General features: G+C 53.9%; 11 protein-coding genes. All 11 read left to right on the top strand.

All coding sequences use genetic code 11. From position 1 onward, the window contains the following. Positions 1-255: 255 nt before the first annotated feature. The 11 genes from BN4_RS15225 (at position 256) to BN4_RS15175 (ending at position 12363) form a co-directional block, all read left to right on the top strand. Positions 256-924 (top strand): Crp/Fnr family transcriptional regulator, encoded by a 669-nt coding sequence (locus BN4_RS15225; protein ID WP_015416304.1) that lies wholly within the window; start codon positions 256-258, stop codon positions 922-924. Between the two features lie 79 nt (positions 925-1003). Further along, entirely contained in the window at positions 1004-4768 is a 3765-nt protein-coding gene (locus tag BN4_RS15220) for a proton-conducting transporter transmembrane domain-containing protein (protein WP_015416303.1), read from the top strand. Beyond that, positions 4768-5718, top strand: coding sequence for a respiratory chain complex I subunit 1 family protein (locus BN4_RS15215; RefSeq protein ID WP_015416302.1), 951 nt, complete (start codon positions 4768-4770; stop codon positions 5716-5718). The genes BN4_RS15220 and BN4_RS15215 overlap by 1 nt, the downstream gene beginning before the upstream one ends. A gap of 13 nt (positions 5719-5731) precedes the next feature. Then, complete coding sequence (locus BN4_RS15210; protein ID WP_015416301.1) at positions 5732-6175, top strand: NADH-quinone oxidoreductase subunit B family protein; 444 nt, start codon at positions 5732-5734, stop codon at positions 6173-6175. Then, on the top strand, positions 6175-6711 hold the full coding sequence (locus BN4_RS15205) for a 4Fe-4S dicluster domain-containing protein (protein WP_015416300.1): 537 nt from the start codon (positions 6175-6177) through the stop codon (positions 6709-6711). Before BN4_RS15210 ends, BN4_RS15205 begins: the two co-directional genes overlap by 1 nt. 1 nt (position 6712) lies before the next feature. Then, entirely contained in the window at positions 6713-7258 is a 546-nt protein-coding gene (locus BN4_RS15200) for an NADH-quinone oxidoreductase subunit C (protein ID WP_015416299.1), read from the top strand. Further along, a complete protein-coding gene (locus tag BN4_RS15195) occupies positions 7258-8340 on the top strand; it encodes a hydrogenase large subunit (RefSeq protein ID WP_015416298.1) in 1083 nt (360 codons plus the stop codon). Before BN4_RS15200 ends, BN4_RS15195 begins: the two co-directional genes overlap by 1 nt. A 215-nt stretch (positions 8341-8555) precedes the next feature. After that, positions 8556-8897, top strand: coding sequence for a hydrogenase maturation nickel metallochaperone HypA/HybF (locus BN4_RS15190; RefSeq protein WP_015416296.1), 342 nt, complete (start codon positions 8556-8558; stop codon positions 8895-8897). A gap of 159 nt (positions 8898-9056) precedes the next feature. Continuing rightward, positions 9057-9620 carry a 4Fe-4S dicluster domain-containing protein gene (locus BN4_RS15185; protein WP_015416295.1) on the top strand — a complete coding sequence of 188 codons (564 nt, stop codon included), beginning with the start codon at positions 9057-9059 and terminating at the stop codon, positions 9618-9620. 4 nt (positions 9621-9624) lie between these two features. Beyond that, positions 9625-11538, top strand: coding sequence for an anaerobic carbon-monoxide dehydrogenase catalytic subunit (cooS, locus tag BN4_RS15180; RefSeq protein ID WP_015416294.1), 1914 nt, complete (start codon positions 9625-9627; stop codon positions 11536-11538). A 48-nt stretch (positions 11539-11586) separates the two neighbouring features. Beyond that, complete coding sequence (locus BN4_RS15175) at positions 11587-12363, top strand: ATP-binding protein (protein ID WP_197536717.1); 777 nt, start codon at positions 11587-11589, stop codon at positions 12361-12363. Positions 12364-12409: the final 46 nt, after the last annotated feature.

The following is a 12409-nucleotide window of genomic DNA, read 5'->3' as shown; positions in this document are numbered from 1 at the left end:
TGGAAGCGAGCGCAACTTCTCTCCATTTCAAGACGATAAAGTTTTGTAATCAATAATTTTATTCTTGACCATAATCAACTTATATGGAGAGGGGGACTTCACAAGGTCTGCAAAAGAAGCTAAAGTGTCTACCATGGACAGTTCCCACCCAGTCTGTTCAGTAACCATCCGCTTCGCCTGAACCATGGTTAGTTGTTCATAAGACAGTTATCCCTACGACCGGGCATCGCTCACTATTCGAAAGAAGAGGCTTCCGTGCAATCCAAAATGAAGTTGACCAGTCTTGACCTGATTGAAGTCCTGGAAGCTCCGGGACATGAAGATATCCTGAAGGCGTTCAACACCCGAAAATTTCGCAAGGGAGAACTCCTGAGCACCCCGGATGATGACATCAACCATGTCTTCATAGTGAAAGAGGGCAGAGCCAGGGTTTTCCTGACATCCCCTTCACGCGAATTCATGCTGACTATCCTCAGCCCCGGCGATATCTACAGTACCCACACCCGAGCCACATGCGAAGCTCTTGAAGACGGAGTCATGTTCGTCTGTCCTGTTAAAATGTTTCGCGAGATTGCTGTCAGACACAGTGAATTCACCATGACCATGGTCAAGGTGCTCGGAGAGCTTTTGTCGAGTTCTTTCTCGATCATTGACGGATTCGCCTTTCGCGATACTGAACTCAGACTGACATTGTTCCTCTATGAAGAAGCTCTCACCTCCGGCAGGGCACAAGATGGCGGCACACTCCTGAATACCACCATGACCGTGGAACAGATCGCACAAATCGTCGGAGCATCCCGACAGATGGTTTCCACCCTGCTCAACGACATGTACAAATCCGGTCTCCTGGAAAAACAGGGCCGGGGCACATTCTTCATTCCCGATATGGACAGACTCTACAAGGCCACCCAACTCCCTTTGTGATCTCAATTTCGGTTTTGTCAAAGAATGGACAGAAACCTCTCCCGACATCCCTTTATAAGGGGGGTAGGAGGTTTCAGATATGCAGTTCGTTTTCCAGGTCACTCCTTTATGCGGAGCCATCCTGCTTCTCTTCGGTGAAGTACTGGCACTCAGGTCATCAGGTAATCTCAAACGGCTTCTCGTTCTTTCTACATGTGCCGAATGTGGATACCTGCTTATCGGTTTCGGGATCGGCTCTCCCTTGGCCGCCACAGGCGCCGTTCTTCACCTCGTCTACCAAGTTGTCATCCGCAGCCTGGCCTTCCTCGCAGCCTACCGACTCGCCTCCTGCGCCGGATCATGGGAGATAAAAGATCTTCGCGGCATTCATCGCGCAATGCCCTACACTGCGACACTCTTCGGGTTTGCCATGTTTTCCTTTATGGGACTTTCCCCATTCAAGGGAGCAATCAGCAAATTTGTGGTCATGTACGCGGCTATCGACAGCGGGCGGTACATCATCGCTGCCAGTGCCACCATCGGGACCATCATCGCCGCCATCTACATACTGCGCGCAATCCAGGCGATCTGTTTTGAAAAGGGAGACAAAGACACGGTCTCTGTTACCGAGAGTATGTCGGTTTCCGGCATCCTTTGCTTCGGCCTGGCGACCCTGACAGCGGCATTGACCATTTTCCCTGAACCACTGATCCACGCATGTGAGCAGATGGCCATGGCGTTGACGCCCCAGAACGCGCATGAGCATCTCCCCAATTTCGAACGTCCCTGGCCCCTGGCCGTCCTGGTTCCATATATCAGCGCATTTGCTGTCTACTGTGTGGGGCGAACCTCTGCCAAACTTCGTAATGCGGCAGCTTTGCTCCTCGCCCTCGCTACCGTCATAGTCACCTGGCAAATGCAGGGACTGGATGCGCTCTCCAATCTGACAGCCCTGCTTTTCGCCACTCTTTGCAGTGTCGTGGTCCTCTATTCCATTGGCTACATCAAGGAAACAACCCATACCAACCGCTATTTTTTTTTCCTGTTCCTGATGTTTGGTTCGCTCATCGGAGTCACCACCGCCACAGACATGGGGACGTTCTACCTGTTCTGGGAACTTATGACATGGACGTCCTACCTGCTGGTTATTCACAAACAAACACAGGGGGCGCTCAAGGCCGGATACAAATACTTTATTATGTGCGCTTCCGGGGCCAGCATCATGCATTACGGCATCCTGCTCTGGCACTCCTCTTCTCACACTTTTGACATCGCGGCTCTTGGCTCGGCAACAGCACACATGCCGCCAGCGACACTGGCAATCATTGCCATGCTCTTTTTCATCGGTCTCGGCGTCAAAGCTGGACTTTTCCCCATGCACTCATGGCTCCCGGACGCACACCCCGTGGCTCCATCTTCCATTTCCGCACCTATGTCGGGAATCCTGACCAAGGCCGGACTTTTCGGCCTCATCAAATTCCTTCCACTGTTCGCAGCCGGGGCCATTCCCTTCTGGACCCCAGCCTTGTCCTCCCTGTTACCCAATACGATTATGGCTGCCGGGGGGTGTACACTCCTGCTTGGTGAAATCATGGCACTGCGCCAGACTGACATCAAACGGATGCTCGCATACTCCACCTTGGCCCAAGTGGGTGAGATAGCCATCATCCTCGGCATCAACACATGGATAACCACGACCGGCGCCCTCGGTCACGTCGTCAACCACGCCATCATGAAGAACCTGCTCTTCCTCGCTGCCGGAGCTTTTATCCTCCGCGCCGGAAGCCAGCAGATTGAAAAACTTTCCGGCTTGGGCAGAAAAATGCCTGTCACTGGCGTCTGTTTCGTCATCGGAACTCTTGCCATCATGGGCCTGCCGCCTTTTAACGGATTCGTCAGCAAATTTCTCATGCTCCACGCCGCCATTCAGGCTGGATTTTATCCCGTGGCCGGACTGCTTCTTCTGGGAAGCCTGATTGGGGCTGTCTATTATTCACGACTGCTCAAAGTCCTCTTTTTCCAACCCTGTGAAAAAGATACTGTTCTAGAGGTTCCTCTCTCCATGCGACTCGGCATGATGCTTCTTGCCGCCGCATGTGTCCTCTTCGGCATTGAGCCGAATCTCTGGTTGGACAAGGTCATCCTCGCAGCTAACGCCGCATGGGGAGTCACAAATCATCCGGCTCTCCCCGACCTCTCACTGCATTGGCCCATAGCAACGCTCATTCCCCTTGCCGGAGCTGCGGCGACCTTTGTACTCAACAACAACAAACTTCAAGCACTGGTGGCAGCTCTCTCTTCGGCCCTGGCAGGAGGAGTCTTGCTGATCATGTCTCCGGCTCCAGCCCCCTATGCTCTAGGATTTGCGCTCCTGGTGACATTTTCGGCAACCCTCAGTTTCATCTACTCCGCCGGATACATGGATCATAGCCATACCCAATGGCGTTTTTACACAACCTGCCTGCTCATGGTCAGCGGACTGACGGGGCTGTCTCTCTCCACGAGTCTGTTCAACTTTTTCGCTTTCTGGGAAATCATGAGCAGTTGGCCTCTTTTCTTCGCGATCATCCATGAAGAAAGCTCCGAGGCACTCAAAGAAGGAACAAAATACTTTCTCTTCAACCTGGCCGGTGCATCCATGATATTCATCGGCATACTCCTCCTCGGCAACCTTGCCGGGACCTATGATATGCAGACCATAGCCGGCTTACTTCCCACTCTTGAAACACGGGCTTGGTTGGCCCCAATGATCTTCATCGGCGCAGGACTTTTCATGAAGGCGGCAATGCTGCCGCTTCGCATAGACTGGCAGATGCACCCGGCCACGGCTCCCACCCCTATCAGCGGCTATATCTCGGCAGTTCTGCTCAAAAGCGCTCCTCTTGGCATTCTGATTCTGTGTTTCGTGCTGGGGGCTGACATCCGATCGACCTCGGCCATGACCGGACTGATGCACTGTGGGACATGGATTGCCGCCGTAACTCTCTTCTATGCCGCATTCAAAGCCGTCACCCAATCGGGCATCAAGGGAGTACTGATATACTCCACAGTAAGCCAGATGGCATATATACTCCTTGGAATCTGCCTCGGTACCTCACTGGGAGTCGCTGGCGGCATGATGCATCTTGTCAACCATATGGTCTTCAAGAACCTCGCTTTCTTATGCGCCGGGGCACTCATGTATCGTACCCATGCCCACTCTCTGGAAGAACTAGGCGGCATTGGAAAGCGCATGCCGTTGACGACCATGGCTTTCGGCATAGCCACTTTATCCGCAGCAGGGATTCCCCCATTCAGCGGTTTTACCTCCAAATGGATTCTCTACCATGCACTCTTGCAGGAAAACCAGATCGTACTGGTACTTCTCGCTCTTTCAGGAAGTGTGCTGACACTGGCGTATTTCGCCAAATTCCTCCATGCCGCATTCTTCGGGCAACTTGCACCGCACAATGAAAATGTCACGGAGGTCAGCCCTGCCATGCGAATACCGATGGTGATCTTGTCAGTTCTCAGCCTTGTCATGGGCGTCTTCCCCGGACTGGTCCTCAAACCCATAGCCCTCATCGAGGCTTCTTTGGGAATCCCCCCGGTAACAGTTGTTCTCGGTGGAATCACTGATGGGCCCGGCGCATGGAATGCCCCTCTCATAGCATTCATGCTGCTCATTGCCGCCGCACTGATACGACTCATTCTGAGCGCCATGTCCGGCAAGGTTCGGCAAACGCCCATCCACCTGTGCGGTATTGCCGATCTCCCGACAGCCTCGACCAATGTCACAGCCCCGAATGTCTACGAAGCGCCCCTGCAATTCGTCACACGTCTTCAAGGACTGATTCGAGCGCCCTTCATCAAGGAGAATATATAATGCTGGAAGGATACACACAGGCAACCGTCGCCATGCTCATCTTCCCGGGCGGTCTCTTCGCGCTCATGGCCGGACTTCTGTTCAAAGGTATCGACAGAGTGGTGGTGGCTCGTGCCCAACGCCGCGTAGGACCACCAATCATGCAACCGTTCTACGATATCATTAAACTGAGCACCAAGGAAATACTGATCCCGGAGTCGGGCAATGAACGGGCCTTCCGCCTTGCTCCCGCAATCGGCCTGGCCGGCAGCCTCGTTTGCGCTGCGCTGATTCCGGTCAGCGGAGTCTGGAACGGCATCTCCGGCGCAGGAGATATCTTCGTGCTGCTCTACCTTTTGGGACTGCCTGCCATTGCCTTCATGCTGGGCGGGTCAGCATCCAGCTCCCCTTTCGGGGCCCTTGGGTTCTCGCGCGAAATGATCATCATGTTCGCCTATGAAATCCCCCTGCTGGCAACACTTCTGGCCTTGTCTCTCAGAGCCGGATGGCAATTCTCCCTGAATGGGATCATCACTTATCAACTTGCACACGGACCGTTCATTCTCGACCCTGTCATGATCCCCGCTTTTCTGGCTTATCTGGCTTTTATCGCGGGCACCATGGGAAGCGGCCTGTTCGATATTCCAGAAGCCGAAGAGGAAGTCATCGAAGGACCGGTTCTCGAATACTCCGGCCCGCTGCTCGCCCTGTTCAATCTGATGACCGCCCTGAAACTCTTTGTTGTTCTCAGTCTGGGAGTGACGCTCTTTCTGCCCACAGTCATTCCCGGCGGCATTGTGACCAATATTCTGCTCCACCTGGTCAAATGTCTTGTCCTGATGCTTGTTTCAGTCTCTCTTTTCAGGGCGTCAACAGGACGACTCCGCATTGATCAGGCATTCACTTTTTTCCTCAAATACCCGTCTTCATTGGCCTATCTGAGCCTTGGACTGGCGTACATACTCCGCTGAGCGAGGATATATCATGAAAAAATTCCTGAACCGTCTTGCCCCCCGTTCCCCATGGCTCTATCGAATCAATGCCGGGTCATGTAACGGCTGCGATGTGGAATTGGCAACCACAGCCCTTATTCCGCGCTATGATGTTGAACGCCTGGGTTGCAAATACTGTGGCAGCCCGCGCCATGCGGACATCGTCCTGATAACGGGCCCATTGACCACTCGCGTCAAGGAACGGGTTCTGCGTGTCTATGATGAAATCCCCCATCCCAAAATCACTGTGGCTGTCGGCATCTGCCCCATTTCCGGCGGAGTCTTTCGGGATAGCTATTCCATAGAAGGCCCCATGGATATGTTCATACCCATCGACGTCAATGTTCCGGGCTGTCCCCCAAGACCGCAAGCCATCATCGAAGGTATCATCAAGGCGTGTGAAATCTGGAAGACCCGAATCGAAGAGGTGAAGTAATGTTTCCATTTCTTAAAATCCTGGTATCCAACCTGCTCAAGGGCCCATCCACGGAACCGTTTCCCCTGGGCGAGGCTCATACCCCGACCCGGTTCAGGGGTCGGGCAGAACTCGATCCGAATCTCTGCCTGACATGCGGGATATGCCGCCATGTCTGTGCTGGAGGAGCCATTGACCTCACTGAATCCACGTCAGGAAACGGCGTGGAATTTCGTCTTTGGCACAACACCTGTACCTTCTGCGGTCTCTGCGAACACTACTGTCCGACCAAAGCCATACGTATGACACAGGACTGGCATCTCGCCCATGCTCAGGAAGAGAAATACACCTGCTGCGAAACCCGATTCGTCGAATACCCTACCTGTCTCGAATGTGGAGAACGTATGCTGCCAACCCTTGGTAAAAAACTGCATACTCATGCCATAGGCTCAGTTGATGCAGCCTCAATCATGCAGACTTGCCCCACATGTCGTCGTAAAATATCAGCTCGCCATCAGGCCCAATCCACCAGACTGGCCTTCATGGACAGGAGATAATATGAACCTGTTGACATCCGCCGCCCTAACCCAGCTCGATGAACTTCTCTCAGAGATCAAGCTCGACTCTACTCACGATTCCACTGGCAATACCTTTGCCTGGGGAAACCTTTCGCAGTCGGAGTCCCTCCTCGTGGCTGCCGAGAGCCTGGCTGGAGTAGGCGCCCGCTTATGCACTATAACTGTGTACAACAAGGAAAAGTTTGCCACAAACTCCGATATGGAAATTGTCTATAATTTCGATATCGACGGCACTGTTCTGACCTTGACTCTGGCCCTCAATTCTCCAGAACGAACGGTTCCCTCACTCATTGCGTATTTCCCCAATGCCGACTGGCATGAGCGGGAATTTGCAGAATTGTACGACCTGGAACTCTCCGGCAGAACCGCACCCAAAAGGCTTTTCCTCGACCCTTCTCTTGAGCAGGGCGTTCTCAATCGTCTCGTTCCCCTCTCATCCATGATGAACGGAGCCTCGACCAAAAGATTATGGGAAACCATTTTCTCCCAGACATCCATGCCCGACTGGGCCAAGGAGTCCAAATAATGACAACATATACACTCCCCGTAGGACCGCTGCATGTGGCCCTTGAAGAACCAATGTACTTCCAGGTGGAAATTGACGGTGAAACCGTCAAGGGACTCGACATCACGGCCGGCCATGTGCATCGCGGTATGGAATCACTGGCCATGCAGCGCAACTATTTTCAGAATATCACCCTGACAGAACGACTCTGCTCACTCTGCTCAAACAGCCATCCCTGCACCTATTGCATGGCCATTGAAAACCTTGCCGGAATTATCATTCCCCCACGGGCCGCCTTTCTGCGGGTTGTGGCAGACGAGATAAAACGTGTGGCCTCCAATTTGTTCAATGTCGGAATCATGGCCCACATCATAGGTTTTGAATCCCTCTTCATGCATGTCATGGAAATTCGGGAACTGGCACAGGATGCCAAGGAAGAGGTGTATGGCAACCGGATGGACCTTGCCGCCAATTGCATAGGCGGAGTCAAATACGACCTTGATACCGAAACCGAACGTTTACTGCGCAGACAACTGGAAAAGCTCAAAAAACCGCTCGATGAAATATATGCGCTTTATGAAAAAGACCCGCTGGTCAAAGCACGCACCCAGGGCGTCGGGGTTCTTCCCAAGCACGAAGCCGTTCGCATGGCTGTTGTCGGGCCTGTAGCCAGAGGATCGGGCGTGGCCTATGACATTCGGGACAAGGCCCCCTATTCCGCTTATGATCAGCTTTCCTTCTCTGTCCAGACAGAGACACGCGGAGATGTGCAGAGTCGAGCCCTTGTCCGCCTCCGTGAGGCAATGGACGCGATCTCCCTTATCGAGCAATCGCTTGACATGATGCCCGGTGGTCCCATTGTTCCGACCCGCCTGCCGGACATCCCCGAAGGCCAATCCGTGGCCCGATCCGAAGCGCCGCGCGGCGAACTTATCTATTATCTGAAATCAGACGGCTCCGATCGGCCTCAACGACTCAAATGGCGAGTCCCTACCTACATGAATTGGGAGGCCCTTCACGTCATGATGAAAGAATGCAAGATCTCGGACATACCGCTCATCGTCAACAGCATAGACCCGTGCATATCCTGTACAGAGCGATAGCAGACTTTTCCGAGACGACAACAAACCATATCGAATCTTCCTCAAGTGTGAATCACTCTCATGCTGCGATGCCTTTCCAGTGACATGGGAAGGCGTCGTCCTTTCCGCCCTAAATTCCGCTTTTGTCAAAAACCGGACAGACCCTTCCCAGAAAATCGGGCCTTATTCGGAAAACACTCGGGACTCTCGGGACGCAGTGAATGAGGAGAAGGATCATGCATGAAGCGACCATTGTGCTTGGCGCATTGACCATCGTGGAAGAAGAAATGAAAAAGCTCGGCCTGAATACGGTGAGCCGAATCACTCTATGCCGGGGCGAACTCGCCTGTGTAGAAGAACAGACCCTCCAGGGATGTTTCGAGATTGCCTCGCAAACAGGGTTCGCCCAAGGTGCGGAATTGGCTATCGAACGCATCCCGATCTCTTTCAAGTGTACTCGGTGCGACACCATCGAAACAACAAAAATACTCCCCTCCTCATGCCGCCACTGTGGCAGTGAACACCTCAATCTCGCAACCGGACGCGAGTTGTATGTCAAAAATTTCGAGGCCGAATGAGATGGACCGGAGACACTCCTCGCTTGACCAGATCAATGCAGGCGCATGCATACAAGTGGACGAACTTTCCATTCCCCGGAACACCCGCCCCTCCGTCGCCCGCACACGAGGCAAGTGTCGTGATAGCCAGAAAAACCCAAAAGGACAGGGGGTAAGATAGTGCCTAAGTCAGATGAAAACTCGATTATCTACGCCGACACAACTAAATGTGTCGGATGCAGGCAGTGCGAACTGGCCTGTGCGCAAGCGCATAGCGACTGCTCTTTGATCGAGGCCAGAGCAAAGGGGTACGAACTGATCTCACGCATCCGTGTGATCCAGGTCGATTCCATTAACGTCCCGATGCAGTGTCGCCAGTGTGAAGATGCTCCCTGTGCGCACGCCTGCCCGACAGGGGCCATTTTCCAGAAAGACGGAATCGTACGCATCAATGAAAAACAGTGCGTCGGTTGCAAGATTTGTGTCATGGCCTGCCCGTTTGGAGCCATTGAGGTCTCCCGCGAAGGATATCCTGCCCCGGAAGGGGTGACCAACCAGGGGACGGCCAAGAAATGCAACCTCTGCGAACACCGGAACCACCCCGGCAAGGAACCGGTCTGCGGTTGTGTTGAAGCCTGCCCGACACACGCCCTGAAGGTGATCAAACTCACTGAGTACCGCAAACGCCTGATGCTCTCACGAGCTCGTGAAATCGCCCATAACCATTCAATGTACGAAGGATAAGAGTATGAGCCACAGCAATTCCATCGATAAATCCATGGCAATCCTCGCCCCCATAGCCGAACAAAACGGCATTGACACCCCCTGGGACCGATATGAAAAGATGCTCCCCCAATGTGGCTTCGGCGAACTGGGCGTTTGCTGTCGTATCTGTTGGAAAGGACCCTGTCGAATCGATCCTTTCGGCAATGGACCTGATCGCGGCATCTGTGGTGCCACGGCAGAGGTCATCGTCGCCAGGAATCTCATTCGAATGCAGGCGGCAGGAGCGGCTGCTCACTCCGAACACGGAAGGCACATCGCTCTCGCCATGAAACACCTTGGAGAGAAGGGACTCGACGCCTATGCCATCAAGGATGAAGCCAAGCTCAAGGGCGTCGCCGAGAGGCTCGGCATTGAAGCCGAAGGAAAAACCACTCTGGAGTTGGCTGTCGAAGTCGCGGATATTTCGCTCAACGACTTCATGAATCAAGACCATCACAAGGAATGCACATGGCTTTCCAAAAGCTTACCGCCCGTGACAATCGAACGGTTGAGAAAAGCCGGAGTTCTTCCCCATAACATAGACGCGGCAGTGGCCAATGTCATGGCACGGACCCATGTCGGCTGCGATAGTGATCACGTCAACCTGCTTCTGGCCGGAATCCGGGCCGCCATGGCCGACTACACCGGCATGGTGTTGGCGACAGAACTCTCCGACTCCATGTTCGGCACCCCAAAGCCGGTCATTACCAAGGCCAACCTCGGCGTGCTCAAGGAAGACGCCGTCAACATCGCCCTGCACGGTCACAACCCCCTGCTCAGTGAAGTTATCTGCGACATGGCCATGCTGCTCAATGATGAAGCCATCGCCGCCGGAGCTTCCGCAGGTATCAATGTTGTTGGTATCTGCTGTACGGGTAACGAAGTGATGATGCGGCGCGGCGTTCCGCTGGCAACCAATTACCTCTCGCAGGACATGGCCATTCTGACTGGTGCCATTGATGGTATGGTCGTGGATGTCCAGTGCATCATGCCCTCGATCGCCACTTTCGGAAGCTGTTTTCACACCGAAGTCATCACGACTATGCCGGACAACAAAATTACCGGCGCACGCCATGTTGAATTCAGTGAGAAAGATGCTCTGGATCGTGCTCGGGAAATCGTTCGCATATGCATCGATGCCTATCGCAAACGAGATCCACACAGGGTCAACATTCCTCAGCAGAAGGAAACCGCCATCGTCGGTTTCAGCACCGAGGCGATTGTCGAGGCCCTGTCTCTGGTGAATGCCGAAGACCCCCTCAAACCACTCATTGACGCCATTGTCAGTGGCGATATCAAGGGTGTTGCCCTCTTTGCCGGATGCAACAACGTCAAGATCAAACAGGATCATGCATACATGACGGTGGTCAAGGAACTGCTGGCTCGCAACGTACTCGTGCTCGCCACGGGCTGTGGAGCCGGAGCCTTTGCCAAGCACGGCATGATGACTCAGGAAGCCACGGAAGAGTTCGCCGGAGAATCTCTCAAGGGAGTTCTGACTGCCGTCGGTACTGCTGCCGGTCTGGAGGGACCACTGCCTCCTGTCATGCATATGGGATCATGCGTGGACAACTCCCGCGCAGTCATGCTTGCCTCGGCACTTGCCAAGGCACTGGACAAAGACCTGAGTGAGCTTCCTGTTGTAGCCTCCGCACCGGAACTGATGTCTGAAAAAGCCGTCGCCATTGGAAGTTGGGCCGTGGCTTTGGGCTTCCCCACCCATGTCGGTATCATGCCCCAGATCACGGGAGCTCCCGGCGTTGTTGAAGTCCTGACAAAAACAGCCAAGGATATTTTCGGCGGGTACTTCATCCCTGAAACCGATCCTGTCAAAGCGGCTGAAACCCTTTATGACGCCATTCTTGAACGACGCAAAGGCCTCGGCCTCTCTGTCTAACGAACAGGAGCGCACCCCATCCCGGAGTGCGCTCCATTTTGGAGACTGATGATGAAGATCGCAATTACAGGAAAAGGCGGTGTTGGCAAGACAACTCTGGCAGGACTCCTTGCCCGGCTTCTGGCTGAAACAGGTTCTCCTGTTCTGGCCATTGATGCGGACCCGGACGCCAATCTTGGCTCCGCTCTCGGAGTCCCGGAAGAAGCCCTGCAAACCGTGACGCCCATCTCTCATATGAAGGAACTGGCAGAGGAACGAACCGGGGCCGAAGGCAGCGGTGGCTTCTTCTCCCTCAACCCCAGAGTTGCCGACATCCCGGAGACTTTTGCCGTGGACCATGCTGGCGTTCGCCTGCTGCTGCTCGGTACCATCGAACAGGGGGGAGGAGGGTGCATCTGCCCGGAACACGCCCTGGTCAAGACACTGATGAAACATGTTCTCTTTCAGAAAAACGAGAGTGTTGTCATGGATATGGAAGCCGGAGTGGAACATCTCGGTCGTGGCACAGCCGAATCAGTCGATGCCTTGATCATAGTGGTGGAACCCGGCACACGAAGCTTGCAAACCGCAAACCAGATCAGACGATTGGGATCGGACATCGGTTTGAAAAACATCTTTACCGTGGGCAGCAAAGTCAGAAATGAGCAGGAAGCGACCTTCCTCACCGACAGAATTCCTGAAAGTGAGTTGCTGGGCATCATGCCAATGGACGACACTGTACGCCAAGCAGATATTGACGGGACCGCCCCCTTTGAAAACGGGGGGGAAATAGTTGAAGCCGCACGACGAATTCTCGCCCGTCTGTACGCGGGAAAAGCTCTATAAAAAAGCATCCTGCCATCATGACAAGACATGAAGCAGAGACCCGACA

Source organism: Pseudodesulfovibrio piezophilus C1TLV30, assembly GCF_000341895.1.
Taxonomy (GTDB): Bacteria; Desulfobacterota; Desulfovibrionia; order Desulfovibrionales; family Desulfovibrionaceae; genus Pseudodesulfovibrio; species Pseudodesulfovibrio piezophilus.
The sequence above is the reverse complement of the archived record's forward strand: the minus strand, read 5'-3'. Positions and strand labels throughout refer to the sequence as shown.

What these genes read in the sequence shown, in the direction of transcription:
- BN4_RS15220 (WP_015416303.1), top strand. Translation starts at nt 1,004, where the DNA reads ATGCAGTTCGTTTTCCAGGTCACTCCTTTATGCGGAGCCATCCTGCTT.
- BN4_RS15215 (WP_015416302.1), top strand. Translation starts at nt 4,768, where the DNA reads ATGCTGGAAGGATACACACAGGCAACCGTCGCCATGCTCATCTTCCCG.
- BN4_RS15210 (WP_015416301.1), top strand. Translation starts at nt 5,732, where the DNA reads ATGAAAAAATTCCTGAACCGTCTTGCCCCCCGTTCCCCATGGCTCTAT.
- BN4_RS15205 (WP_015416300.1), top strand. Translation starts at nt 6,175, where the DNA reads ATGTTTCCATTTCTTAAAATCCTGGTATCCAACCTGCTCAAGGGCCCA.
- BN4_RS15200 (WP_015416299.1), top strand. Translation starts at nt 6,713, where the DNA reads ATGAACCTGTTGACATCCGCCGCCCTAACCCAGCTCGATGAACTTCTC.
- BN4_RS15195 (WP_015416298.1), top strand. Translation starts at nt 7,258, where the DNA reads ATGACAACATATACACTCCCCGTAGGACCGCTGCATGTGGCCCTTGAA.
- BN4_RS15190 (WP_015416296.1), top strand. Translation starts at nt 8,556, where the DNA reads ATGCATGAAGCGACCATTGTGCTTGGCGCATTGACCATCGTGGAAGAA.
- cooS (WP_015416294.1), top strand. Translation starts at nt 9,625, where the DNA reads ATGAGCCACAGCAATTCCATCGATAAATCCATGGCAATCCTCGCCCCC.
- BN4_RS15175 (WP_197536717.1), top strand. Translation starts at nt 11,587, where the DNA reads ATGATGAAGATCGCAATTACAGGAAAAGGCGGTGTTGGCAAGACAACT.